This is a genomic window from Kitasatospora sp. NPDC057936 (genome assembly GCF_042887525.1).
Lineage (GTDB): Bacteria > Actinomycetota > Actinomycetes > Streptomycetales > Streptomycetaceae > Kitasatospora.
Genome location: NZ_JBHVPD010000029.1, coordinates 49319 through 73808 on the forward strand (window position 1 = coordinate 49319; position 24490 = coordinate 73808).

A 24490-nucleotide genomic window follows, 5' to 3' on the forward strand; every position below is an offset into this window, starting at 1 on the left:
GTCAGCCTTCGGGTGCGGTGACGCCGTGCAGGAGGGTGGCGCCGGCGTGGCCGTCGGCCTGGAGGGTGTCGATGCCGAGGGCCTGGAGGAAGAGGGTCTTGTGCCGGACGGTGACGTGGACGGTGATGCTGGTGCCGTCGGTCCCGGGGGTGACGGTGCTGGCGACGCCGGCGCGGGCGAGGTAGTCGGTGGCGGCGGCGACGGCCCGGGCGGGGTCGATGACGATGTCCTGGCCGGAGACCGCCTTGCCGGGGTCGACGGCCTGGGCGCCGGCGCGTGCGGCCTCGGCCGCGAGGGAGTCGGCGTACTCGATCGAGCGGAGCTTGCCGCCGAGGTCGACGACCAGGCCGATCATGATGAGGGCCCCGGCCAGGGTGATGACCCACCACAGGGTGATGCTGCCTTCGTCCCTGCGGTCGTCGGCGGGCCGGCTGCGGAGTGGGCGGGGCATCAGCGGGCCCTCCAGCGGTCGATGACGGAGGTGAAGGAGGACTTCATGTCCTTGCCGCCGCCGGTCGGGATGCCGAGGTCGGACAGGTTCACGCGGCAGTGCACGGTGGCGGTGACGGCGCCGTACTGGCCGACGGGGGAGGCGAAGCCGGAGGTGTCGACGCGGATGTCGACGGCGGCGCAGTGCAGGTGCTGGTCGCCGAGGGTCTGGCGGGCGGCGGCGGTGGCGCGGTCGGCGGCCTCGGAGGCGTTGCGGGCCAGGGAGGCCTCGCGGGCGGCGTCGGCTGCTGCGGCGTCGACGGCATTGCCGGCCATGATGATGCGCCCGCCGGCGAGGGCGACGGCCAGCAGCAGGAGGGCCACCGGCACCCAGAGGGTGAACTCGATCGCGGCGCTTCCCTCGTCGCCCCTGTTGCGTCGCCGACGTGTTGCCGTCCTGTCCGTCGCGGGAGCAGTGCCTGTCACGGGGTCGTCCACTTCTCGACCGGTCCGCTTGCCTGCTCGGTGATGTTGATGGTGAGTCCGAGCAGGGACGGCGCCTGGCCGCGGATGGTGATGCGGACCTGGTCGGGGGTGGAGCCCTCGCGGCTGGCGGTGCCGTGGTTGAGGGTGCCGTCCAGGCGAGCCAGGACGGTGGTGGCGCGTTGGACGCCGGCGTCGGGGCCGGCGCCGTAGCCGCGGGCGCTTGCGACGCCTTCGCGGGCGGCGGTCGTCGCGGCCTCCTTGGCCAGGTACACGTTGCAGCCCTCGACGACCATGAGCAGCAGGAAGAGGACAGCGGGGAAGCAGATGACCATCTGGAGGCTGGCGTCGCCCGTATCGCCCAGTGCGGCGCGGCGGTGCACCAGCCGGGCGAGTGCGTGGACGGGCGTCAGTATCACCGGTACCTACAGTCCCTTCAGGTCGCCCAGGTGTTTGTCGGCGAGGGCTTTGAACGCGGCGACGGCGGCGACGGCGAAGATCACCCCGGCGACGATCCACATGACGGTGGGGATGTTGACGTCTCCGCGGTCGGGCTCGGCGCGGGCGGCCTCCAGGCGTGCGCGCAGGCGTCGAGCGGTGGTGGCGGTCCAGATCGAGGCGCGCAGGGGGATGTGCTGCAGGCGGTGCATCGGTCGAGGGTTTCCCTTCGGGCGTGGCTACATGAGGAACATGCGGATCAGGGCGGGGAAGGCGAAGAAGCACAGGAGGACCATGGAGAGCAGGGTCAGGGGCACGGCCATGCTCTCGGTGGCGGCGTTCGCGCGGGCCTGTTCGGCGGCGGCCAGCTCTCCGGCGAGGCTCTCGGAGCGGGCGCGCAGCGTGTCGTAGATGGCGGCGCCGTCGCGCCCGGAGATGCTGACGATGTCGGCGATGTCCTCGGCGGCGGTGACGCCGGTGTCCCGCCCGAAGGCGCGCAGGCCCTCCCACGGTGGTTCGCGGTCCAGGCGGGCGCGCAGCAGGGCCTGCTGGATACGCTGGAAGACCCAGCCGTCGGCGACGTCGGCGGGGCGCTCCAGGGAGTCGGCGGCGCCGGCGTCGGAGGCGCGCTCCATGGCGACGAGCTCCATGTAGGCGACGACGGCGGTGGTTGCCTCCTCCCGGGCGCGTTTGGCCTTGTCGCGCAGCGCGAGGTCGGGGACGAACCAGCCCGCGGCCGCGATGGCGGGCCCGGTGAGCGCGGGCAGGGTGAAGCCGATGCCCCAGCCGCCGAGGACGAGGATGGCGGTCAGCAGGGAGGGCAGCAGCAGCCCGCCAGCGGCCATCGTCGCCTTCGCGGCGACGAAGTTGCCGACGGACTGGCCGGTCAGGTCGAGGTCGCGCAGCGGCAGGCGTAGCACACCGGCGAACCGTACGGCGGCGGTGGCGCCGGCCCGTTCCCACCACGGCACGCTCTCTGCAGGGGCGTCCTGCGCGTGTTGGGCGGGGGCGGCGTCGATGGCCTCCAGCACCGCGCCTAGGTCGGGCGGGGCCGGGACGAGCTCGCGCAGCAGCAGGGCCAGGCCCGCGCCGAGCAGGGCGCCGGCGATGAGGGCGAAGGGGCTCACCGGGCCACCGTCCGGGGCCTGGTGGCGTGTGGCGCCGCTCCGGCGGTGTGCTCGCCGTCCTCCAGGAAGCCCGGCTGCGGCGGCGTGCCACCGAGCCGGTGCATCCACGCGAACAGGCCGACCACGGCGGCGAGCAGCAGCAACAGGACGATCATCCCCGGGAAGGTGTTGTAGGGCGCGAGGTACTCCCGGTTGAACGAGAACCCGGCGATGACCACGACGGTGATACAGCAGATCCAGCGCGCCGTGGTGCGGGACTTGGCGCGGTCGGCCTCGACGTCGCGCCGCCGGCGCACCACGTCGGCGGTGCGCCGGCCCAGGTCGGACAGCACCTGCGCCAGGCCCGGGCCGCGGTCCTTGATGCGCAGCGCGAGGGCGGTGGCGACCAGGTCGGCTTGCGGGTCGGCGAGCTCGCGGGCGAAGGCGCGCAGCGCGTCCTTCGGGTCCCAGCGGGCCTGCAGACGGGCCGCCAGGTCGGCGACCTCGCGGGCGATCGGTGCCGGGGCGGTGCGAAGCGAGGCGCCGATCGCCTCCTCGATGCCGATGCCCACCCGCACCAGGTCCCCCAGGCGCTTGGTCCACTGGGCGAGGGCGTCCAGGCGCTCGATCCGCTCCGTGGCCGTCTTGTTCGGGGCGAACAGCCACGGCAGGAAGAACACCGAGGCGGCGATCACCACGGCCGAGGGCAGCCAGCCGGTGACCAGCCACACCAGCACGAAGGAGCCTGCGGCGCAGGCGGCCTGGATCCGCAGGCGGCTCCGGGCCCTGGGCGGACGGGCGACGCGGGCGCGCCGGGGCCGGGGCGGCGCGGTCGTGCCGCGCAGGCCGGCCGTCAGCCCGGCCGCGCCCAGCAGCAGGCACATCCCGGCGAACGCGGCGATCAGGACGCCCATCAGATCACCGTGCTGACGGTGGCGAGCGGCTTGGCCCAGACGCCGGCGGTGGACAGCCACGCCGGGTCGAACCCGGCGGCCTCCAGCTCGTCCAGGCAGGCCGGCAGCACCCCGGTGGGCACCGCCCGCGGCTCGCCGCGCCGGGGCGCGAAGATCGTGTTGTAGGCGGGGTGGCCGCCGCGCTCGCCGATGCCGGTGACCTCCAGGACGTGCTGGACGAAGCGGTGCCGGCCGCCGCCGACCGCGGACTCGTCGACCATCCGGATGTGCACGACGAGGTCGAGCGCGTTCGCGGCCATCAGGTAGGCCAGCTCCTGGGTCATCCCGGAGCTGCCGTGCTCCAGGCACAGCTGCGCGATGCGGGCGAAGACGGCGTCCGGCCGGCGGACGTGGATCGTGCACAGCGATCCGCCCTCGCCGCCGGACATGGCCTGCAGCATCGGCACGATCTCCGCCGAGCGGACCTCGCCGACGATCATGCGGCGTAGGTTCATGCGCAGGGACGGGGCGATCAGGTCGGAGATGGTGATCCGCCCGACCTCCCGGCCGTCCGCGCCGCGCTCGCCGTTGCCCTCGCGGGCCTCCATCGGCACGACCTGGCGCAGGTGCCCGATCCGGTGCAGGTACAGCTCCGACTCGGTCTCGAAGGTGCCGATCCGCTCGTCCGGGTCGATCTCCCGTGCCAGCGCGAGCAGCATCGTCGTCTTCCCGACGCCCTGGGTGCCGGTGACCATGATGTTCTTTCCCGCGCGCATCGCCGCGCGCAGCAGCGCCAGCAGCGCGGTGTCGATCGTGCCGGAGCCGACCAGGTCCTCCAGGGTGATGTCGCGCACCCGCTGGCGGCGGATCGTCACGTACGGGCGCGGGGTGACCTGGGTCATCGCCTGCAGCCGGTAGCCGCCCTGAAGGGCGAGCGCCAGCATCGGGCTCGCCTTCGACAGGGAGCGCTCGCCCTGCCCGTGACGGCGCGCCAGCAGCTGCAGGAACTCGATCAGCTCCTCGTCGCTGTCGGCGACCGGATCCACCCTGCGCCGAGGGCGCCCGGCCCAGTCCGCCCACACGTCGTCGCAGCCGTTGATCATCAGGTTCTCCAGCTCCGGGTCGTCCAGGTAGGGCTGGATCCGTCCGAGGCGGAACTGGGCGTCGAACACCGCCTGCCCGAGCGAGCGCTCGTCGGCCGGGGTAGGGGAGACCTGACGGGCCGTCGCGTAGTCCGCCGCCCACCGAGCGACCAGGTCGCTGATCAGGGACCGGCCCAGCTGCTCGGCGTCCTCACCGGGCATCTCCGCGCCCCGGCTCTCCTTGTAGGCCTGAAACTCCGGGGCCAGGCGGTCGGCGAGCTCGCGCCGCAGCCCGCGCACCGTCGACCACTCCCAGCGCACCGCCCGGCCCCCGAGCACCGCAGCCGCCGGGCGTGCGGGCGCCGGTGCGACCGGGCCGGGCCGCACCGCCGCCGCGACGGTGCCCGGAGCCGGGACCGCGGGCGGCGCCGGGTAGGCGGCCGGGGCCGGGGGAACCGGTGCGGCCCACACCGGGGCCGCCCCCGGATCCGCCGACGCGCCCGCCGGCACCGTCCGCCCGGCGGCCGGGTCCGCCACGTACACGCTCGGGTAGAGCGGCCTGCCGCGCACCGCCACCTCAGACCACCTCCCCGACGGCCGGGGCGAGAAGCTGCTCCTGCCGCGCCCAGGCGAGCTGCTGCAGGCGCCGGCCCACCCCGGCGGCCTCCCGCAGCAGCGGCGAGCGCACGAAGCCTTTTCCGCCCTCGCCGCCGTGGGTCAGCACCCGGGCCGCCTGCGCGTCGAACGGCAGACGAGCCAGGACCGGCAGGCCCAGATGGGCCGTGATGTCCCGCTCCGCGTACGGCCCCTCGCCGACCAGCAGAATCCCGAGGTTCTGCGCGCCCCGGCCCCCTGCCAGCTCCCGCAGCGCCTCGATCCGCGGACGCGCCGCCACGATCGAGCGGAGTGTGCCGCGCACCACGACCGCGACCACGTCCGCTCCGGCCGCCAGCGCGGAAGCGCCCTGGGCCGCACCCGAGCGGCCAAGGTCCACCAGCACGTCGCAGCCCGCCCCCCGGTGCCACGCCCCGAACAGGGAGGCCAGGTGCGGCCAGACCTGCGCCATACCGGCGGCCTGTGCCGGGTGCCTGAGGCCCGGCAGAAGCAGTCGGTCCGCCGACATCTCGGGCACCGACAGGTTGATCAGCTGCTCCCACAGCCCGGCCTCCAGGCGGCCGAGCCGGTCAGCGACCTGGAGGTTGGCGAGCGAGTGCGGGCCGGGGACGCGGCCCTCCAGGTAGCCGGCGACGACCGAGCCGCCGTCGGGGTCGCATTCGGCGAGCAGCACCTTGCGTCCGGCCTGCAGCGGCCAGGTGAGCAGCAGGGCGAGCGCGCTGGTGGTCGCGCCGGGCCCGCTGCTCGCCCCGGCGAGGGCGATCACCGCCATGTCAGCTCCCCGCCGGCAGGACTAGGACCGCGACCTCGCCGCGGGCGCTCCACCGGGCGAGAGTCGCTCCGTCAGCCGCGGCCGCGGCGACGTCCACGACGATCCCCCCGGAGCTCGCGGGCGTGCCGACCCGCACGACGACGGCCGTCACGGGGGCCGCCGGGGCCTGCGAGGCCGTGGTGGCCGCAGAGTCCCTCGGGGCCTGTACCAGCTGCAGCTTCTGGCCGGGGGCGAGCGGGCTGGCCGGGATCCGCGAGGGCTCCAGCGCCACCGCGACCAGCTGCTGGCCGGGGCCGACCAGAGGGTCGGCGGTGACGGACTTCCCGGTCAGCAGGCTCCCGGCCGGCAGGGCGGAGACCGCGCGCTTACCGACCACGGTCTTGAGGTCCTGGGCCGCGACCGGTCTGAGGGCCGGGTCGGTGGCGATCTTCGCCTCCACGAGGTCGTCGGCGCTCAGCACAGCCCCGGCCGGAACGTCGCGGGCCAGCGCCAGGACCGGGGCGCGGTGGCCGGTCGCGGCGTAGAGGTAGGCACCGGACAGCGAACCGACGGCGATCAGCGCGACCGAGGCCGCGACCATCGCCGGACGGCGACGGCGTACCGGCAGCTGACGCACCGGCGGCGCGGCCGGCACGGAGACGGGGGGCTGCGCCGGGCGGGGGAGACGGGTGGTGGTCATGGTTTTTCCTCGGTGCTCAGGGCCTCAGGGCCTGACGACGGCCTGGGCCTCGGCGACGGCCACGTCGGTGGCGGAGGTGCGGGTGAGCGTCAGCTGTCCCTGCTGTCCCGCGCCGCTCCAGTCCACCTTCCACGTGGTCACGGCGCCGACGTGGAACTTCCCGCCGTCCTGCCGGGCGGAGGTAGAGGTGTAGGTGTGACCGCAGTCGGGGGAGGGGTGGGCGCCATAGGACGGGTCGTAGGGGGTGCCGGGGCCCCTGCAGGTGACGCCGTGCCCGTCGCCCATCGACCAGGCGATCTGCGTGGCATGCGCGGTGGCGGTCACGGTGACCGCACCAGCCGTGGCGGTGGCGGCGTTCGGCCCCCAGGCCGTCGGGGAGACCGCGGTCCACATCCACACCGGCATGCCCACCAGCCCGGTGGTCCCGGGGGCGGGCGCCATGCCGATCTGAGGGCCCGTGAGCAGCATCCTGTCGACGGCCTGCTGCGCGAGCGCGGCCAAGTCGACTCCGCCGCCGTAGCCGGGCGGCGGGTTCTGCAGCCACTGGTTGGGCCCGGAGGACATGCCGCCTCCGGCCTGCATACAGGCGACCGAGTAGACCGCGCCGTCGCCGGGCTTGTGTCCGGCCCAGGAGGGGTCCCCGGCCGGAGGCGGGGGTGACAGCTGTTGCCAGTAACAGCCGTCCGCGCTGTTGAACCAGCCAAGCTCGCTGTCGTGGCAGGGCCACACCATGCCGTTCCAGCTGCACGCAGGCTCGACGTCCGGGGCACTGGCGCTCGCGGGCTTGCCCGACGCGCCCGAGGTCGGCGTGGCTGGGCTCTGGGCGCGCACGCACACGTACGCGTCGTCGCAGGCGTCTGTGCCGACGTCGCCCGGGACGGCCGAGGCTGGGACGGCCCAGAAAGGCAGGAGCAGCGCGCCGAAGACTGCGGGCATGCGTCTGGTCAGCACGGCTGGTCCCGGTGCGAGGCGACATCGGCCATCTTCCAGTCCGCGCCGACGGTGCGGGCCGTGTAGACGACGATGTAGCGGAGGTGCGCGTTGGTGACCTCCAAGGGTGTGCCGTTGGCCTTGTTGACGGGCTTCCAGCTGCTGATGTCGAGGCAGTCGCGGATCGTCGCCGTTTGCGGTGAGGACGCGGTGTCGACCGACTCCACTACGGGCTGATGCGTCGGGGCTCCGGTGAGGATGATGCCCTGATCCCGCCGCTTCGAGAGGTCGATGTGGATGGTCCCCAGTGCCTTGTCCGTGGCGTACTTCTCGATGTCCGTGCCGCTGCTGCTGGCCTGGGCGTACGCCTTGACCTGCTCGGCCCAGTACGCCGTGTAAGCCGCGAGAACCTGGGCTTTGGCATCGGCTGTGGGATCTGCCGTAGTCGGCGGCGTCATTGTGGTGCTGGTGGAGGACGCGCTCGCCGGGGTGTTCGATGGTGGGGCTGCTGCCTTATCCGGCGCAGATCCGCATGCACTGAGCAGCATTGCTGCACACAGAAGCCCGGTAACCGCCGGGATCGCCCGGACGGCCGAGCGCATTGTTGAGTGATACATGTCATCCCCCGGGCGTTCATGGCTGAAAGTGGTTGTCCGTGCGGCGGTACGGGTGTTCCTGCGATCGGTGTAACTGGCCTGCGGCCCCTGAGTCACGCATCCGAACAGGAGCGACTGCGGCTGGTCGGCCGTAACCGCAACGTTCTTTGCGCACGTCTTTCCCCTGTCGTGCGTCTGCGTCGCATCGGCCACACTACGAGAGGACAAGCCTTATTCCTACGGTCACTTGGCGTGTCGTTTGTGCGATTCTCTGAACTCTTGTGGCAGATGTGACAGTTGATGTCCAGAGTGGCGGGATTGGACTCAACATCCTTTCGCTGCAGCTGTCTTGGTGGGGAAGTCGCGGTCGCGTTCACCGGGCGGTAGCGCTGGGATGGCTTCATGGTGCAGCCAGGCGTCGGTGGGATCATCCGACCCGAGGATCGGTGTGAAGATCGGGGCGAACGGTCCGACTCGTTGGAGCTGGTCGAGAGTTGTCGCACCGGCTCGCAGCGGTTGGGCCAGCAGCACCGGATTGCTCGCGGCGAGGCTCCGCAGGTCGGCGATGCGCCGCTCCAGGCGAGGCCGGGGGGCGCCGGTGAAGACGATCAGGAGTCGTGGAAAGACGGGGTAGCGGCTGCGCCAGGCCTGTGCGGATGGGCTGTTGGTACTGCGCCTCCGGGTGCTGGGGGTTCGGGCACCGCCCTGGGGCACGTACTTCTGGTAGCAGGCGTAGGCGTGGAGCTTGTGGGCGAGACGTGCGACGGTCATGGTGGCGCGGTCGATCTCGACGAAGAACGTCAGCAAGGTGCGCTTCCGGGCGTCGGTGTGGACGTAGCTGAGGACGGCGTCCGGTACGAGGGAGAGGTCCTCTCCGGGCCGGCTCTCCTCGCGGAAGTAGTGGGCGATCTCCGGTGACCAGTCGAGGGGGCCGCAGTCGTGGCCGAGCTTGCGGGCCCAGTGAGCGAAGCTGATGCCGGTCTCCACGGTGGCCAGGGTGTGTTCCTGGAGGGGGCCGGCGGCGGCTTCCGGGCTCATCCGGTACGGGCGGGAGGGGAGAAGACCGGCAGCCTCGACGGCCTGGGCGCCCTTGGCCGTGAGCCACCACAGCAGGCTCGTCTGTCCGTGGGCGCGCCGCCCGACCGCGTCCGCCAGGCCTGCCATGCGAAGCCGGTGAAGCTGGCGGCGCATGTACTCGGCTCGGGTGTGGTGCGGGGTCAGGAGGCGGTGCAACTGGTCGGTGGAAACCAGACGGTGCTGGTAGAGGACGGTCATGGCCTGCTGCGCGATCGCTCCGACGCCTAGGGCGACGGTGATGGGGTAGGGCATGCGTTGCTCCGGGCTAGTCGAGGATGGTGACCGGGTCGCCGTCACAGGGAAGGGCGGACGGCAGACCGAGGTGGTGGGCGAGAACGCTTCCGTCGAGGTCCTCAAGGGCGGTGAGGATGTCGTCGACGGTGCGGCGGCTCAGGTTGGCGTCGATGGCGCGGTCGAGATCGGGGATGCCGTCCGGGTTGTCGTAGTGGGCGTAGATCTCCTCAACGGGCAGACCACGCACTCGAAAGGGGGTGGTGCGCCGGCCGTCCAGGTTCATCGACATGACGTAGTGGTACTTCGGCAGCTCGGTGATGGTCTCGGGGGTGATGTGGCCGTTCCAGCGGCGGGCGACGAACGCGGCCTCGTCGAAGTCGGCGGCGCAGGTGGCCAGCAGGCTCTGGTTCTGCAGCAGCGCCTGCCGGGTGGTCGCGGACAGGCGCAGCGCCATCTGCGTCATCCCGGTGAAGCGGACCTCGTATTTGCGTAGTTGCTCGGCGATGGCGGCCAGGAATCCCTTGCTGGAGGCGTCCAGGGCGGTGAGCTCGTCGCCCCACGCCCAGAAGGTGGCGCGCTGCTCGCGCGGGGTGTCCTGGCGCGAGAGGCCCGCGCGGTGCAGGTCGTGGATGAGCAGGCACGAGACGAGGGCGTCGGACTCTGAGCCGGACGGGCAGACGAACACGATCCGGTTCTCGTCCATGGCCCGGCGCACGTCGTAGGCCGAGCGGGGGGAACCGAAGAACGCCTGCAGACTCCGGCTGGTGTCGAGGCGGTCGATGACGTAGGTGACGGTCGGCACCGCGTCTCTGGCCAGGGATGGGAACGTCTTCTCCCAGTAGGCCCGCACCCGGGGCGGCAACTTCGGCAGCAGCAGGGCGCGCCAGTCCTCGTCCGTCAGCCAGGTTCGCAGCTGGAACAGGGTGCACTGTGCCTCGGGGAAACCGTGTTCGACGGCTTGGAGGTTGAGCAGCGCCAGGGCCTGGGCGGCACGCGCGAGGATCGTGCGGGCGCGCGGCGCGTGGTCGCCCCAGTCCTGGGCTGCGGCGATGCCTTCCACGATCGAGCGCACGACCTCCTGGACGTCGCCGAGCGATCTGCCCTCCATCGACAGCGGGTTCCAGGAGACGACCATCTGGTCAGGCTCGGAGCGTGCCAGGTTGATCTCCCACACCCGGGGCGCGATGGGGGGATGCGCCAGGTACGGCTTCGCCCGTGCCCAGGCCTCGCCGTGCGGGTCGAGGAACCAGGTGCCGAAGCCCGCGTGCGCGAGCGCGATGCACTGCACCAGCGCCGACTCCGTTTTGCCGTGCCCCGACTTTCCGAGCATCAGCGCGAACAGCAGGTCATCGATCCGGGCCGCGCCGATGCGCTCCACGCCGTCCGGGTAGACCACCGCGCCCAGCGGCACCAGGTCGCGCTGCCCGGTGTACACGGGCAGGTCCGCCGGCGCCGGGGGCACCAGGCCGCCGGAGCGCACGACGCCGGCCGCGTGGCAGCGCGCGCTCGGAGGTTTCAGGAACCCGGCCAACTCCGGGACCGTCACCCACTGCCGACGGCTCGGCGCGAACTCTCCGCTGGCGAACCGCCGGTCGAACGCCGCCACCGACTGCCGGGTACGCGGCACCCTGGCCTTCAGATAGTTCTCACCGCCGGTGACCGCGAACGCGGCGAGCAGCTGGTGCATCCGCGCGAGCGCCGCCTGCGGGTGCGCCGCCCGGGTGCGCAGCAGCAGCTGCAGAGCGAACACCGCCGAACCAGGCTCGAACTTGCCCACCCCGTCGCGTACATCCGTCATCCGAAGCAGCCGCTGCCCAGTGCCACCGCGGCCGGATCCTCCGCTGGACCAGGCCGCCGAGAACGACTGAGCCAGTCCCGTGCCCCACAGCCCGCCGGTCAGCCGCTCCCCGTACGCCGACGGCCCCCGCCGCCTCGACTGCGCCAACAACCGGCGCCGCCGCCTCGCCAGGGCCTGCTCCGACACCGGAACCAGATCGATCACCACGTCGGCCTGCTCGCCCGTCCCGGCGAGCACCGAGGCCATGGCGGCGGCGACCTGCTGCAGCGGGTCCGGGGTCAGGCCCAGCGCCGCCAGCGGGCGGCGGTCGGCGAACGCCAGGACCAGCTCGGCCCGTTGCACGTACAGCCGCCCGCCACGCCCGGTGGCGTCCGGCTGGCTGCCGGAGGGCTTGGCGAGGCTGACCGTCGACACGCTCACCGTGCGTCCTTCGCCACGGCGAAGCGGACCGGGGTGATCGCGCTCCGGGCCCCGGCAACGCGGACCTCCACCCCGGCGAAGCCCGGCATCGCCAGCACCGCCGCCGCCTCGGCCGGCCCCTCCAGATAGCAGTGCATCCGCCCGCCCTCGGAGCTGTAGTGCAGTCGCACGGCCGAGCCACGCGCGGGAACGCTGCCGGCGGCGAGGTGGACGCGGGCCAGGTGGCGGCCGAAGCGGGCGACCTCCCCCTCGCTCGGGTCGAATGCGGTGGTGGGGATGACCTCGACCACCGACCGCCGAGCCAGTGCCGAACGGCACCGGCTCAGTCGGCGCCGCGCCGCCCAAATCCACGTTCCGCCGCCCGCAGTTACGGCGGCCGCCAGGTACGGGGTGGCCTGGGTGCCCCAATCGAGAGCGTCGGCAGCGATCACGACGCCCCCAGACGGGTCGTGCGGGGAACGGGACGGCGGCGCACGGCAACCTCCTGGCTCGCAACGGATATCTCGTCTGGACCAAGCCGCCCAGACCGCTCCGTCCGGACATCACCCGCCAGAGGTTTGCCAATCCGTTATATGGCGGCCGTTCGAAGCGGGTCAGCCGGCGAAGGCGAGGTAGCTGCCGAGGGTGAGGCGCCAGCGGCCGGGCAGGCGGGTGAAGCCGGTGATCATCCAGCCCGTCAAGGCGAGGGTCAGGGCGGTCTGGGCAGCGGGTAGCACGGATCCGTGCATGGGTGGGAATCTCCGTGGCGGGAGAGCGAAGGCGGTGGCGGCACACCCCCGCAAGGGGGTGCCGCGGGGGTCAGCGCTCGGGCTTGGGCGGGCGCTGCATCAGCGCGCCGGCGGCCTCGGCCAGGGTGACCTTCTCGTGGAGCAGAGCGGAGACGACTTCGGTGATCGGCATCTCGACGCCGTGGGCGTGGGCCAGGGCGAGGATCGCCTCCGCGCTCTTGACGCCTTCGGTGGTCTGCCGGGTGGCGGCCGCGGCCTGCTCGATGCTCAGGCCATGGCCGAGGTGGGTGCCGAAGGTGCGGTTGCGGGAGAGCGGGGAGGCGCAGGTCGCGACCAGGTCGCCGACGCCGGACAGGCCGGCAAGGGTGGTCGGGTCGGCGCCCATGGCGGCGGCGAGGCGGGTGGCCTCGGCCAGGCCTCGTGTGATGAGCATGGCCGTGGAGTTGTTGCCCAGGCCCATGCCTGAGGCGATGCCGACGGCCAGGGCGATGACGTTCTTCACCGCGCCGCCGAGCTCGCAGCCGATCACGTCGGTGGACGTGTAGGGCCGGAAGTAGGGGGTGTGGCAGGCCCGCTGGAAGCGGTGTGCCGCGTCTTCGTCGGGGCAGGCGACGGTCGCGGCGGCGGGCTGGCCCGCCATGATCTCGGCCGCCAGGTTCGGGCCGGACAGCACCGCGACCCGGTCCGCGCCGACGCCGGTCACCTCGGTGATGACCTCGCTCGCCCGCAGCCCGGTGCCGACCTCGATGCCCTTCATCAGCGACACGACCACCGTGTCCGGACCGATGTGCGGCGTCCATAGGGCGAGGCTCTCGCGCAGGGACTGCGCGGGGATGGACAGCACCAGGAAGTCCGCGCCTTCCAGCGCGGCGCCCGGGTCGGTCGTGGCCGTCACGGAGGAGGTCAGTTCGACGTCGGGGAAGTAGCCGGGGTTGCGGTGCGTGGTGTTGATCGCGTGGGCGATCTTGTCGCGCCGGGCGTGCAGGACGACGTCGGCGCCGGCGTCGGCCAGCACCTTGGCCATGGCGGTGCCCCAGGACCCGGCCGAGAACACCGCCGCACGGACGGGACGTTGCTCGTGCACTGGGGGATCCTCTCGCCGGACACGGGCCCGCTGCCGGGCGCGGGCATCCTATCGGCCACGACCGATCCGTCCGCTCCGTCCCAAACGTCCCCGCTGTGCCGCAGGGTCAGCAGGACGGCCCGGCGCCCGCGCAACGCGGGCAGTACTCGGTGCCCCTCGCGGAGCATCGTCTCGGCCGGGTCCTGGCCCAGCTCGCGGCGTAGCTCGTCGGCGCGCTCGATCCACAGTCAGTAGAGGTGCTCCCACATTGCGGGCTCACCGGGCCGCTCGTCGAGGTGCTCCTGGACGAGTTCGGCGGCGTCGATCTGGGCGTGCCAGGGCGGGTGTGCGCTGTGGCGCGTCGCTCGGGTGATCACCAGGTGCCCGCCCGGGCCAGGACGCGGCCGAGCTCGCGCAGCGCCACCGCGCGGTCGCCGGCGCCGCCGAGGATCTGGACGACGGCTTCGATGACGACCTGGAGGAGCCGGACGGCTTCCGGCTCGGGGGCTGGTAGCGGGGCCGGACGGCCCGGGGGCCTGCGCAGCTATGCCAGTCCTTGCTCGCGGGCGATCCAGCAGGCCGCAGTGATGCGCCAGTGGAGTTCGGGGCCGGTGCGTTCCTGGAGCCCCTCGGGCAGGTGCAGGTCCGCCATCGCGTCCTTGAGGATCTGGTCCGCGCGGACCAGCGTATGGATGTAGAGCGTGAGCGTGGGCAACGTCACCTCGCCGAACGCGGCGGTGACGGTGTCGGTCACGTCCTTGGCATAGAACTCCAGCAGCTGCTGACCACGGTGCCCTTGCGCCAGGATGTCCGCGATGTTGTCGCCGGCCGCGTTGTTGAGCCAGTCCGGGATGGTCGGCCACGATCTCCCGCTCATGCTCCGAGTCTCGCTGGGGTCTCGGCCGTCTGCTCGTCGTACTCGTGCAGCATCCGCATGGCGGTGGCGGGTGAGGGGTGAGGCAAAGCCGCCCTGGGTCCGGCCCTGGCCTTCAACTTGGGATAACAGCGAGGCTGGTCGTGGCGGCGATGCGCTGATCTTGATCGTAGGTTATCGCCCTGTCAACGACGGCCGGCGCGCCGAGTCATTGTCCGGCTGCCCCGGGCTCTGTCGCAGATCAGTAAAGCTTAAAGCTCCAGGTAGGCGCTTTCCCCGGCACGCCGGGCCCTGTCGGCGATGGTGATCGTGGTGTAGCGCCCGTTCTGAGTGAGTGCGCGCCAGCTGGGCAACGAGGCGATGCGCCACTCGGTGTGCTCGTCGCTGAGCCGGATGCCAGCCAGCTGCTCATCGGTCATCCGGCCGCCGTCGAAGACCAGACCGATCTTCCCGCAGGGCCAGTCGGCAACGGGCCGGTGGTAGAGCACGGCGAGCAGTCGCGGGTCCGCGAACAGCCCCGGCTGCAGCTCGGCGAAGTTGTGGCCGGTCTCCTCGGCGAACTCGCGGACCGCGGTCTCGAACGGTGTCTGCCCGGGGTCTGCGTTGCCTCCCGGCCACTGCCATTCGTCCGGGTCGAGGGCGGAACGTAGCCCGAGCGGTCGACCGGCCTGGTCGGTCACGAAGAAGCATCCATACATGGTGATCTTGGGGAGCGTCTGGACGTACTGGTCAGGGGGGAGCCACCAGGCGGGGCGGGTGGCCGGCCTTGGCTGGGGTGCAGACATCACTTTGATCTCTGTCCCGGGCCCGATCAGCGGAAACGGGCGAGCACCTGCTCGGCCCACACCGCAGGGGGCGCCCCTGCCGCCGTGGTGGGGCCCCCGCGTTGAGGTTCCAGGGGGTCAGATCACCTTCTGCGCGCTGATGGGCTCGGTGACGCCGGTCTTCCTGGCGGTCAGCGCAGCTCGCAACCGGTCTCCCCGGCTGCGGCTTGCGGCGGCTTCGACGTCGGCCGGCAGCGCCCAGTCGTAGTCGGTGATCTCCCCGTCCGCGGGCAGCGTGATCGGGGTGGTGTGCTCGATGGCGCCGAAGTAGAACAGGTACGACGCGGCGGCGCGCTCGCTCTCTTCGACCTGGTCCGCCCAGGAGATCGCCAGCAGGCCGCCCGCCGGAAGCTGGAGGCCGGTCTCCTCGCGCAGCTCCCGCGCGGCGCACTCGGCCGGCGACTCCCTGCGGTCCCGAATCCCGCCAGGGAACGACCACTCCAGCCGGTAACTGGCCTTGACCAGCAGCACCCGGCCGCGGTGGTCAGTCACGAGCGCGGACGCCACGGTGAATGCCAACGGCAGTCCCGCCAGCCACTGGGCGCGCGGCAGCCAGTCCTTGGGTTCCGTCATCTCGTCCTCCCTAGTTGGGACACGGTGCGGCCCCGGCCGGGGCGTCCGGCCGGGGCCGCAGTGGGGTCGGTTGGGTCAGGCGGCTGCGGCGTTTTCGGCGAGCGCCCGCTCGTACCCGTAGGCGAGGTAGCCGGCCCACACCTGAGCGGCGTCGCCGTCGGGGCAGAGCCGGTCCAGGGCGACCAGCCCGGCCATGACCGCGGCGCACATCTCGTGCTGGGCCTCACGCGGGGTGGCGCTCACCGGGCCGCCGGTGCCCCAGCCCTTGGACCGGCGGTAGAGCTCGCCGGCCTCGCACGCCTCCTCGGCGACCTTGGAGACGAGCAGCAGCTCCTTCACCGCTTCGTCGGGGGTCCCGCTGCGCCGCTCGTCGCGCAGGCGCAGCTGGTGGATCTGGTCGAAGAGATCTTGCACCGGACATCACTCCTTCTACAGGGGGCGGGGTGGTGCTCCCGGCCGCGGGCTCGCCCGGGGCGGTCAGGCGGCGGGGGTTCGGGACGGCCGGCCCATCTGGTGGACGGTCCAGCCGGCGGCGAGCCAGGGGTCGGCTTCCAGGGCGTTGCGGACATCGACCACCGTGCGGGTCCGCGCCCGCCCGCCAGCCGTTTCGGGCAGCTTCGGGTCGCCGGTGAACGCGGTCCATTCCGTGGCGATGACCACGACGTCGGCGCCCTCGACGGCATCCAGCGTGCTGTCGGCGAAGGACAGTTGTGGGTGGGAGCGGCGGGCGTTGTCCAGGGCCTTGGGGTCGAAGAGCTGCACGGTGGCGCCAAGCTCGTGGAGCCGGGCGGCCAGGCGCAGCGCGGGCGAGTCGCGTACGTCGCTCGTGCCGGCTTTGAAGGCGCCGCCGAGGAAGGCGATCGTGCGGCCGCGGGCGCTGCCTCCGAGGGCGTTGGTGATCAGGGCGACGGCGGCGTGCTGGCGGCCGCGGTTGACGGCCTGGACGGCGTCGAGGAGTCCGGCTGCTCCGGCGGCGCCCATCTCGCCAGCGGCGTAGGCGAAGGCGGCGACGTCCTTGGGCAGGCAGCCGCCGCCGTAGCCGAGGCCGGGGCGCATGCCGGCGTGGCCGATGCGCTTGTCGATGCCCATGGCGTAGGCGACGTCGTCGACGTTGGCGCCGGTGAGGTCGCAGACCTCGGCGACGGCGTTGATGTAGCTGATCTTGGCGGCCAGGTAGGAGTTCGCCGCGGCTTTGGCGACCTCGGCGGTCTGGGGGTCGGTGACGACCATCTCGATGTCGCCGCGGGCCAGGATCGGCGCGAACACCTCCTCGATGGCCTTGCGGGCGGTGTCGGAGGTGAGGCCGACGAGGAGCCGGTCGGGGAACAGCGAGTCCTGGACGGCGTAGCCCTCGCGCAGGAACTCCGGGTTCCAGACCAGCTCGACGCCCGGCACCGTGGCCTTGTCGGCGACGAGCTGCTGGAGGGTGGCGACGGTGCCCACGGTGACGGTGGACTTGCCGACGATGGTCGCCGGACGGTCGATCAGCGGCACCAGGGTCTCGACGGCGCCGATGACCTGGCCGGCGTCGTAGCCGCGGCCGTCCTCGCGCAGCGGGGTGCCGGTGGCGATGAAGTGCAGGTCGGCGAAGGCGGCGGCCTCAGCCGGGTCGGTCGTGAAGCGCAGCCGGCCGGTGGGCACGTGCTTGGCCAGCAGCTCGTCCAAGCCGGCCTCGTAGAACCAGGACTTGCCGGTGCTGAGGACGTCGCATTTGGCGGGGTCGATCTCGACGCCGATCACCTCGTGGCCCAGCTCGGCCATCGCGGCGGCGTGGGAGGCGCCGAGGTGGCCGCAGCCGATCACGGAAACGCGCATGATGTTCAATGTCCTTGCGTCGGTGGGGACTTCGGGGGTGCGCCCGGACGGTCCCCGGGCGCACCCCCGAACGCTATCGCGTAACCGGACGGTCACTGATCGTGTCCGGAACGGTGACGCCAGCCAGCTCGCACAGCCGCCCCAGCGCCTCGATCGCCCCCTGGCGCACGATCACGTCCCCCTCGCGGGCACCCTCGACCGGGTACTCCTTGAAGACGCCGTTCTCCTCCAGACCTTCCGGGTCCACGAAGAAGACCCGCATGCCGCGCTTGCGCGCCCGCTCCTGTACCGCCCGCCGGTCCGCGTGCAGCCCGACGACCAGCAGGGACTTCGCGCGCGGGTCGAACGGGATCTCGGGGATCTTCTGGTCGTAGCGCCGCACGAAGCACTCCGCCAGCCCGGCCCGGGCCGACAGGACGTCGAAGTTGTGCGTCACGACCGGGCCGACCATCAGCCCGGCATCCGCCAGCGCCTTGAGGGCCCGGTGGGCGAACGTCGGCTCGGCCAGGAAGCAGGCCCGGAACATCGTCACCAGGTCCGGCGCCTTCAACTCCGCGCCGAGGACCATCTCGCGCACCAGGGTGTCGGCCTGGGGGGAGAGGGTGAAGGCGTGGGACTGGGTGAGGGAGTTGTCCTTGCGGGCGGTCACCCGGTAGACCTCGTGCAGGTAGTGCAGCGGCGGGATGCCCGCCTCGATCGACGTGCCGCAGCCGACCTCGACCATGAACGGGCCGTGCGCCAGCAGCTCGGCCAGGTCGGGCGCGATCGTCGGCTCGCCCCGCTGCTCCTTGATCCGCATCCCGCCGGCCAGCACGTCCCACGGCAGGTTGCGGACGGTGCGGTGGACGTCGTGGCCGCCGTTGATGAAGGTGACGTCCAGGGAGCGGAAGCCGGCCGGGGTCGGGCGGGCGGCGCGCTCGTCCTGCGGGTGCTCGTCGTGCTCGGTGATGTGCAGCAACAGGTCACCCTTGGTCCAGCCGCCGCCGGGCAGCTGCCGCCAGCGGGCTTCTGCCAGCCAGGTGTGCAGGTCGGCGCGGTAGGCGGCGATCTCGTCGGCGGGGGCCAGGTGCGACACCATCAGGTACAGGTTGTCCAGCACCAGCCGCGGCACGGGGAAGACCCGGTTGATGCCGTACTCGTACCGGTAGTGGACGACCCGGCGCCGGCCGTGGGAGTCCTGGGACCAGCCGGACTGCTCGGCGTTGGCCGCCTCCTGGGTGCGCCGCCAGATGCCCTCCTCGATGGAGCGCGGGCGCTCGTGCCGGTCGCCGGCGAAGTGCTGGCTCCACCGCTCGACCTGCTCTTCGGTCAGGCTCTCGATCACGGGGTAGGGGAAGAACACGGTGCCTCCTCGATCAGTGGGTGGTGGTGGGTCAGTGGAACGGGAGCCCGAGGTAGAGGTCCCGGTACGAGCCGTCGGCCAGCGCCTGGGCGCACTGCTCGATGCGCCAGCGCTCGTGGTCCACCGCGAGCTCGCAGGCCTGCGCGAGGGTGACCCACCGAAGCTCGACGTAGCCGCAGTCGGCGGCGATCTCGGCCTCGGCGCTGGAGGGCACCGCCACGTGGTAGATCTCATTGGTGCCCTCGTGCTGGCCGGGCTTGTGCGGCGCGTAGTCGCTGGCGAGTTTGCGGCCGGGGGTGATCCGCAGGCCGAGCTTCGCTTCGGTGACCAGCGTCAGCGCCGACCGGGGGTGGGTGTTCGGCGGAGCCGACCCGCCGGGCAGCCCCCACCGGGAGATCGGCGTCCAGTGGGTGCGGCGGATGACGGCGAACCGCCCGTCGGGCTTCTCCAGCCAGCCGAGCGCCCCGGTGCGGCGCGGCGGCGGATCGCGGAAGTAGTCGGGTTTGTCCACGGCAGACCGGTTCCTTCCTGTGGCAGCGCGGGATTGCCCCCGGGGGGCCGAAACCTGCTCGGCTTCCCGGGGAAGACCAGACAACACCCCAGGCGGAGGCACCAGCAGGGCTCACAGAGGGGGCTCACAATCGCGAAAGCCCGTCCACGTACGGTGAGTTGGAACTAGGCTCGGTTCCCCTGGAGAGCGGCTACGGGGAAGACCGGATTGCCATCCCGGGGTCCACAGGTCCGTCCGGACACCAGAGGGGTCGCCATGGCGCAACGCCGGGAGCCGAACCACCGCCTCGCCCGGCTCATCGAGGACAGCGCGGCCAGCAACGCCGCCCTCGCGCACCGCGTCAACGAGCTCGCCGACAGAGCGGGCGTCAACCGCGCGTACACGCATACCTCGATCAGGAACTGGACCGCCCGTGCCATGGTCCCGGACCCGCCCGCACCTGCGCTTCTGGCCATCGCGCTGGGCGAACGGCTCGGCCGGACGGTGTCACTCGAAGAGATGGGCATGGCCGACACGCCCACGCCCACCCTCGAAACCGGCTTGAATTTCCACAGAGACCCCGATCAGGCCCTGGACCTCGCGGCCGAATATTGGAGCACTGTGGACCGCCGGAGCTTCGTCAAGGCCAGCCCCTTCGCCCTCACCGCCTACACCGCCCCGGTCACCCGGTGGCTGGCCGTCCCCACCGACCCGCCCCTGGCCCGCGTCGCCGGCCGCCGCGTCGGCCGCACCGACCTCGACGAACTCTGGGCCGCCGCCGAAGACGCACGCCGCTGGGACTCCAAGTACGGAGGCGGAAACTGGCGCGCCTCCATGGTCACCGACTGCCTCAGCCAGCGCGCCGCCCCGCTGCTGCGCGGCACCTTCACCGATGCCATCGGCACCGAACTGTTCTCCGCCACCGCCGAACTCGCCCGTGTCGCCGCCTGGCACGATGTCGACATGGGCCACCACGCCGCCGCCCAGGCCCACTTCGTCCAAGCCCTGCGCCTGGCCCGCGCCTCCGGTGACCCCGCAGTCGGCTCGTACGTCCTCGCGACGATGAGCCTCCACACCTACCTGCGCGGTTTCCCCCAGGAAGCGATCGACATGGCCGAGGGCGCCTACGACCGGGCCAGACACACCGCACCGGCCCGCGTACTCGCCTTCGCCAAACTCGCTGAAGCCCGAGCCCACGGCCAGGCAGGCGACGCTCCTGCAGCCGCCGCCGCCCTCAGCCGCTGCGAGCAGCTGGTCGACGCCGCCGAGACGGATCCGCGAGACCCCGACTGGCTGGCCTACCTCACCCGCGCCCGCGTCGCCGCCGACGCCGCCGAGGTCTACCGCGACCTCAACCGCCCCACCGAAGCACTGCGCTGGAACCTCCAGGCCGCCGCCATGCCCGCCGCTGATTTCAGCCGCGCCGTCGGCATCCGCCATGCCGTCATCGCCACCGCCCACCTCCAACAGCGCAACCTCGAACCCGGCCTCGAAGCCGGCGAACGCGCCCTGACAATCCTCAGCAACGTCCACTCCACCCGCAGCCGCACCTACCTGCGGACCCTCACCACCACTCTCAACCCCTGGCGCACCGAACACGACGTCGCCGACTTCCTCCACCGCGCCGACCTCGTCCTCACCGCCGGATGACCGGCCAAAGAGAGCCCGCGCCCGTTCCCGAACAGCCGACCCGCCCGGACACCACCCTCCACCGTTATGGCCCGGGCGACGTCCCCGCTCTCCTGGACACTCTCACCAAGGTCTGGACCGACGCCCACCACGACGACCGCGAAACAGCAGCAGCCGGCCTCACCCCGACAGCCTCCGCCGGCAGATCACCGGCCACACCCGCCACGACGGCTTCACCCTCATCGCCGCCTACCACGACGGCGAGACGGCCGGCTTCGGCTACGCCTTCCCCGCTACCCCGGCCTACTGGTACGGCGAACAGCTGCTCCCCACCATCCCCGAACCCGCCCGCACCACCACCCGGCTGATCGGGGTCTGCGAACTCGCTGTCCGACCAGGCCTCCGGGGCCACGGAATCGGCACCGCCCTGCACGCCGAACTTCTCCGCATCCTCGACCCCGCCTGGTCCTCCCTGCTCGTCATGCCCGGCAACCAGCCAGCCCGCCGCCTCTACCACAACTACGCCGGGCCCTACCAGGCCGGAACCGGCGGACCGGTCTTCGACCTGCTCCTCCTGCGCGCCACCGGCTGACGAACCGCGCGCCGAACAGCACGAGGCCGTTGCCCACGTACCCGCGACGGACGTCAATTTCGGGATGGCGCGGTCGGCGTGCACGGTCCTGCCATAGATCTCCAGGATGACGCCCCACCGGCCCTCGGTCAGCTCGTGCACCAGTGGCGAGCCCGCAGTGGCCTTCATCCTCCTCGTCGGCGGTGATCAGGACCGGCAGCGTGCGGGAGCCATCCCGGACGTAGACGCGCACGCGCCGGGCGGTGGGCTGTCGGCTGCCAACCTGCATGGACGTCAGGCAGCCGGTCTTGACAGCGTCGCCGACGAGCTCGGAGACGATCAGCTTGGCGGCGTAGGCCAGTTCCTCCAAGCCCCACTCCGTCAGCTTCTCCCGGACCAGGCGGCGGGCCGAGCGGGCGCCAGCCGCCAGGCACCCCCAGTGGGACGGCCTGCTCCTGCTCACCTGACACCCGGCTCGGACGAGCAGGCCGTCGAGAACGGCAGGAAGGAACCACCGCCGCCCCGAGTCGATCGGACGGCGCCGAGGAGGCCCCTACCGGCCGACGGCCCGTGGAGAGGGCGGCGTCGGGCAGGGGCACGGGTGGTGGGTGTGGAGCATCCCGCGGGCGTGCAGGGAGTAGACCGCGTGCGGCGCGCTCACCGCTTCGAGCGCCTTGTACAGCGCGTGCAGGTGGGACTTCACCGTGTCCGGGCTGCAGTCGAGGTCGGCGGCGATCTTCGCGTAACTGTCCCCGGCGGCCAGGCGGATGGCGACGCGCATCTGGCTGGGCCGGACCAGCAACTGCTTCTTCTGAGTGGTGTCGGGGAAGGGCAAAAGCCCAGCCCGGCAGGCGATGTCGACGGCCTGCGCCCGCCCGGTCGCCCCAAGGGTCTGGATCACCTCGCCCAGCGCGCTGGCGGCCTTGTCCTTGCCGCAGCCGTAGCGCGTGCGGATCGCCTTGAGGGTCTCGCCCATGGCGATCCGCCACAGCATGGCGCGCTGCGGCTCGGCAAGGCGCAGACGGGACCCGCACCTCGGGCAGGGCCGCCCGTGGGCGGGCTGGGCCTGCGGATCGGCGGTGAGGAGGGGCATGCATCGGCTCCAATGCGCTCGGTGGTGGTGATGTCGGTCAGCGCCGGTGCGCCAGGACGGCCGTCGGCTCGGTCGGGTCGGCGTCGAGTCGCTGCAGGGCAGCCTCGACGCGCTGCACGTCGTCGAGGCTGCCGGTGCACAGCGCGTGGGCTTGGCGCAGCAGCGCGATGGCCGTCTCCTTGCGGTGCTGCGCGGCGGCGCTCTCGCCCTCCCACAGGAGGGTTCGGGCTTCCCACAGGTCGGCGCCCTGTTCCCGGAAGCCCTCTCTGGCGGCGGCGAACGCCTTGTCGGCATCGTCGAAGACACCGACCGTGGCGAGCACGCGGCCCCACCAGGCCTGGGCGCGGGACGCGTTCAGCGCGTCGTCGGCGTCCTCCAGCTGGCGGCGCGCGGTGTGCAGGTGGGTGAGGGCCGCAGGGTGGTTGCCGAGCTCGTGCTCGACGACGCCGAGGAGGAGCCGGGTCACGCCGGCGTCCCGTGCGCGGTGCAGGTCGCATCGGCGCTCCAGGGCCCGGGTGAGGTAGATGAGGGCGAGGATGGGCGCGTCGGCCGCCTGGGCACAGGCACCGAGGTTGTGGAGTGCCTGGGCCTGGCCGGTCTCGTCGGCTTCTCTTTTGGCGGAGGCGAGCGCGCTGTGGCAGTCCTCGATGGCCTCGGTGTGACGGCCCACGGCGCGCAGGGCGGCGGCGCGGGCGCCGTAGAGCTCGCGGAGCATGAGGCGGGCGCCGCCTGTACGGGTGCGGGGGGCCGCGTCGGCGAGGTTCCGCGCGGCGGGGATCGCGAGGTCGTGCATCCAGATCCACTGGCCGTAGTCCCGCTCGCGAAGAATCAACGGCCAAGCTGCATAGACCAGTTGGCTAACGATGTAGTCCAGGCCGTAGGCGTCGGCAGCCTCCAGGGCGGGCCGCAGGTAGGTGCTGCGGGTGCGCAGCCAGGCGAGGGCCTGCTCTGTGGTGGCGACAGCGGCGCGGTGCGGCGGCGGGTAGATGACCTGAGGGTCGATCCTGCGCCGGTAATGGTCGACGACGCGTCCGGCGGCGGCGAACTCGGCGACTAGCCAGTCCAGGGCGCGATGGCGGGCCTTGTCGGTCGCGCCGGTGCTGTCCTCTTGGCGGCCGAGGGCGGCGGCGTGGCGCCGGCCGTCGGTGGCGACGAAGTCGAACATCCCGTCGTCGGCGGGTGCGATGAGCCGGGCCTGCGTGAGGGTGGTGAGGTGGAGTTCGGTGGCCGCCGGGTCGAGGCCGGTGGCCGCCGCGGCCATGCCGGGGTCGATCCGGGTCGAGGGCAGCGGGAGAACTCCGAGGGTGCGGTAGACAAGGGCGGTGCGCGGGGCGAGGGCCTGGTAAGCCTGGTCGAGTGCGTCGGTCACGGCGTTCTCCGGCGGTCCGGCCGCCGGGTCGGCGGCGACGGTGTCGTGGACGGTCATCGGCCGCCTCCCGCAGGGAGGCCGGGGCGGCCGGTGGGCAGGGTGTCCGTGCCGACCAGCCGCAGTGCCGGGACCGGTCCGCGTCCCTTCGGGTCGACGGTGACGTGGAGCAGCGTCCAGCCGCACCAGATTCCGGCGCGGGCGAGCAGCCCGTCGTGGCGGGCCTCCACTCCCCAGGTCATCTCGCGTGGCGTGGCAAGGATGCCAGGGTCGGTCGTGGCGGCGCCGGGCAGCGCCCGGCGGACGAGCTGTTCCGGCGTGGGGCCCGCGGGGGTGTGGACTTCGGCGCGCAGGCCGTTGCGGTAGGAGGCGATGGTGGAGGTGTAGTGGCGGGGCTGGCCGGCGGCGGTGAGGCCGAGGACCGGTTCGTCGGGCTCGGTGGCGAGCAGGAGTACGGGGATGCCGGTGCGTGCGGCGAGGGCGGCCGCCTGCCGGTGGCGGGCGGCCGTGGCGTCGGTGGTGGTTGTGGCGCGGTTTGTGGGTGTCAACGGGGTTCCTGTGGCGTGTAGT

At 72.5% G+C, this 24490-nt stretch carries 28 protein-coding genes and 1 pseudogene; 2 read left to right on the forward strand and 27 right to left on the reverse strand.

Annotated features, from left to right (window positions below):
• Position 1: 1 nt before the first annotated feature.
• The 24 genes from ACFVU9_RS17495 to ACFVU9_RS17610 all read right to left on the reverse strand — a co-directional run bounded on the left by ACFVU9_RS17495 (position 2) and on the right by ACFVU9_RS17610 (position 19282).
• Positions 2-451: a pilus assembly protein TadG-related protein gene (locus ACFVU9_RS17495; RefSeq protein WP_387594139.1), complete on the reverse strand. Its 450-nt coding sequence runs from the start codon at positions 449-451 to the stop codon at positions 2-4.
• The gene (locus ACFVU9_RS17500) at positions 451-927 is read right to left on the reverse strand and encodes a TadE/TadG family type IV pilus assembly protein (RefSeq protein ID WP_387594141.1); all 477 of its coding nucleotides are present in this window, start codon (positions 925-927) and stop codon (positions 451-453) included. Before ACFVU9_RS17500 ends, ACFVU9_RS17495 begins: the two co-directional genes overlap by 1 nt.
• Entirely contained in the window at positions 912-1331 is a 420-nt protein-coding gene (locus tag ACFVU9_RS17505; RefSeq protein WP_387594143.1) for a TadE/TadG family type IV pilus assembly protein, read from the reverse strand. Before ACFVU9_RS17505 ends, ACFVU9_RS17500 begins: the two co-directional genes overlap by 16 nt.
• 6 nt (positions 1332-1337) lie before the next feature.
• The gene (locus tag ACFVU9_RS17510) at positions 1338-1562 is read right to left on the reverse strand and encodes a hypothetical protein (RefSeq protein WP_387594144.1); all 225 of its coding nucleotides are present in this window, start codon (positions 1560-1562) and stop codon (positions 1338-1340) included.
• A 27-nt stretch (positions 1563-1589) separates the two neighbouring features.
• The gene (locus ACFVU9_RS17515) at positions 1590-2477 is read right to left on the reverse strand and encodes a hypothetical protein (protein WP_387594146.1); all 888 of its coding nucleotides are present in this window, start codon (positions 2475-2477) and stop codon (positions 1590-1592) included.
• Positions 2474-3370 (reverse strand): type II secretion system F family protein, encoded by an 897-nt coding sequence (locus tag ACFVU9_RS17520; protein WP_387594148.1) that lies wholly within the window; start codon positions 3368-3370, stop codon positions 2474-2476. Before ACFVU9_RS17520 ends, ACFVU9_RS17515 begins: the two co-directional genes overlap by 4 nt.
• The gene (locus ACFVU9_RS17525; RefSeq protein WP_387594150.1) at positions 3370-5007 is read right to left on the reverse strand and encodes a CpaF family protein; all 1638 of its coding nucleotides are present in this window, start codon (positions 5005-5007) and stop codon (positions 3370-3372) included. Before ACFVU9_RS17525 ends, ACFVU9_RS17520 begins: the two co-directional genes overlap by 1 nt.
• A gap of 1 nt (position 5008) precedes the next feature.
• A complete protein-coding gene (locus ACFVU9_RS17530; protein ID WP_387594152.1) occupies positions 5009-5818 on the reverse strand; it encodes a hypothetical protein in 810 nt (269 codons plus the stop codon).
• Between the two features lies 1 nt (position 5819).
• On the reverse strand, positions 5820-6497 hold the full coding sequence (locus tag ACFVU9_RS17535; protein WP_387594154.1) for an SAF domain-containing protein: 678 nt from the start codon (positions 6495-6497) through the stop codon (positions 5820-5822).
• Between the two features lie 24 nt (positions 6498-6521).
• Positions 6522-7448 carry an ATP/GTP-binding protein gene (locus ACFVU9_RS17540; protein WP_387594156.1) on the reverse strand — a complete coding sequence of 309 codons (927 nt, stop codon included), beginning with the start codon at positions 7446-7448 and terminating at the stop codon, positions 6522-6524.
• Complete coding sequence (locus ACFVU9_RS17545; protein ID WP_387594158.1) at positions 7442-8236, reverse strand: hypothetical protein; 795 nt, start codon at positions 8234-8236, stop codon at positions 7442-7444. The genes ACFVU9_RS17540 and ACFVU9_RS17545 overlap by 7 nt, the downstream gene beginning before the upstream one ends.
• A gap of 111 nt (positions 8237-8347) precedes the next feature.
• On the reverse strand, positions 8348-9352 hold the full coding sequence (locus tag ACFVU9_RS17550; RefSeq protein ID WP_387594160.1) for a replication-relaxation family protein: 1005 nt from the start codon (positions 9350-9352) through the stop codon (positions 8348-8350).
• A gap of 13 nt (positions 9353-9365) precedes the next feature.
• Positions 9366-11552 (reverse strand): ATP/GTP-binding protein, encoded by a 2187-nt coding sequence (locus ACFVU9_RS17555; protein ID WP_387594162.1) that lies wholly within the window; start codon positions 11550-11552, stop codon positions 9366-9368.
• Positions 11549-11983, reverse strand: coding sequence for a hypothetical protein (locus ACFVU9_RS17560; RefSeq protein ID WP_387594163.1), 435 nt, complete (start codon positions 11981-11983; stop codon positions 11549-11551). Before ACFVU9_RS17560 ends, ACFVU9_RS17555 begins: the two co-directional genes overlap by 4 nt.
• Before the next feature lie 162 nt (positions 11984-12145).
• Positions 12146-12280, reverse strand: coding sequence for a hypothetical protein (locus tag ACFVU9_RS17565; protein ID WP_387594165.1), 135 nt, complete (start codon positions 12278-12280; stop codon positions 12146-12148).
• Positions 12281-12350: 70 nt separating this feature from the next.
• The gene (locus ACFVU9_RS17570) at positions 12351-13364 is read right to left on the reverse strand and encodes an NAD(P)H-dependent glycerol-3-phosphate dehydrogenase (RefSeq protein ID WP_387594167.1); all 1014 of its coding nucleotides are present in this window, start codon (positions 13362-13364) and stop codon (positions 12351-12353) included.
• 227 nt (positions 13365-13591) lie between these two features.
• Entirely contained in the window at positions 13592-13720 is a 129-nt protein-coding gene (locus ACFVU9_RS17575; protein WP_387594169.1) for a hypothetical protein, read from the reverse strand.
• A 167-nt stretch (positions 13721-13887) separates the two neighbouring features.
• Positions 13888-14220 carry a hypothetical protein gene (locus tag ACFVU9_RS17580; protein WP_387594170.1) on the reverse strand — a complete coding sequence of 111 codons (333 nt, stop codon included), beginning with the start codon at positions 14218-14220 and terminating at the stop codon, positions 13888-13890.
• Positions 14221-14468: 248 nt separating this feature from the next.
• Positions 14469-14897: an NUDIX domain-containing protein gene (locus tag ACFVU9_RS17585; protein WP_387594172.1), complete on the reverse strand. Its 429-nt coding sequence runs from the start codon at positions 14895-14897 to the stop codon at positions 14469-14471.
• 222 nt (positions 14898-15119) lie between these two features.
• Positions 15120-15614 carry an NUDIX domain-containing protein gene (locus ACFVU9_RS17590; RefSeq protein ID WP_387594174.1) on the reverse strand — a complete coding sequence of 165 codons (495 nt, stop codon included), beginning with the start codon at positions 15612-15614 and terminating at the stop codon, positions 15120-15122.
• A 75-nt stretch (positions 15615-15689) separates the two neighbouring features.
• A complete protein-coding gene (locus ACFVU9_RS17595; RefSeq protein WP_387594176.1) occupies positions 15690-16028 on the reverse strand; it encodes a hypothetical protein in 339 nt (112 codons plus the stop codon).
• 63 nt (positions 16029-16091) lie between these two features.
• The gene (locus ACFVU9_RS17600; RefSeq protein ID WP_387594178.1) at positions 16092-17429 is read right to left on the reverse strand and encodes a UDP-glucose dehydrogenase family protein; all 1338 of its coding nucleotides are present in this window, start codon (positions 17427-17429) and stop codon (positions 16092-16094) included.
• Positions 17430-17502: 73 nt separating this feature from the next.
• Entirely contained in the window at positions 17503-18771 is a 1269-nt protein-coding gene (locus tag ACFVU9_RS17605; protein WP_387594180.1) for a hypothetical protein, read from the reverse strand.
• A gap of 31 nt (positions 18772-18802) precedes the next feature.
• Positions 18803-19282 (reverse strand): NUDIX domain-containing protein, encoded by a 480-nt coding sequence (locus ACFVU9_RS17610; RefSeq protein ID WP_387594182.1) that lies wholly within the window; start codon positions 19280-19282, stop codon positions 18803-18805.
• Positions 19283-19537: 255 nt separating this feature from the next.
• On the opposite strand from ACFVU9_RS17610, the gene ACFVU9_RS17615 reads away from it, so the two are divergent.
• Positions 19538-20911, forward strand: a complete 1374-nt coding sequence (locus ACFVU9_RS17615; RefSeq protein ID WP_387594183.1) for a sporulation protein — start codon at positions 19538-19540, stop codon at positions 20909-20911.
• Positions 20912-21131: 220 nt separating this feature from the next.
• Positions 21132-21347, forward strand: a pseudogene (locus ACFVU9_RS17620) (GNAT family N-acetyltransferase); the annotation flags it as partial.
• Positions 21348-22014: 667 nt separating this feature from the next.
• Here the strand turns inward: ACFVU9_RS17620 and ACFVU9_RS17625 are convergent.
• From ACFVU9_RS17625 to ACFVU9_RS17635, 3 genes are read right to left on the reverse strand one after another with little or no spacing between them, the layout of a single operon-like run.
• Positions 22015-22554: a LuxR C-terminal-related transcriptional regulator gene (locus tag ACFVU9_RS17625; protein ID WP_387594185.1), complete on the reverse strand. Its 540-nt coding sequence runs from the start codon at positions 22552-22554 to the stop codon at positions 22015-22017.
• Positions 22555-22591: 37 nt separating this feature from the next.
• Complete coding sequence (locus ACFVU9_RS17630) at positions 22592-23980, reverse strand: tetratricopeptide repeat protein (protein WP_387594187.1); 1389 nt, start codon at positions 23978-23980, stop codon at positions 22592-22594.
• Complete coding sequence (locus ACFVU9_RS17635) at positions 23977-24468, reverse strand: hypothetical protein (RefSeq protein ID WP_387594189.1); 492 nt, start codon at positions 24466-24468, stop codon at positions 23977-23979. Before ACFVU9_RS17635 ends, ACFVU9_RS17630 begins: the two co-directional genes overlap by 4 nt.
• Positions 24469-24490: the final 22 nt, after the last annotated feature.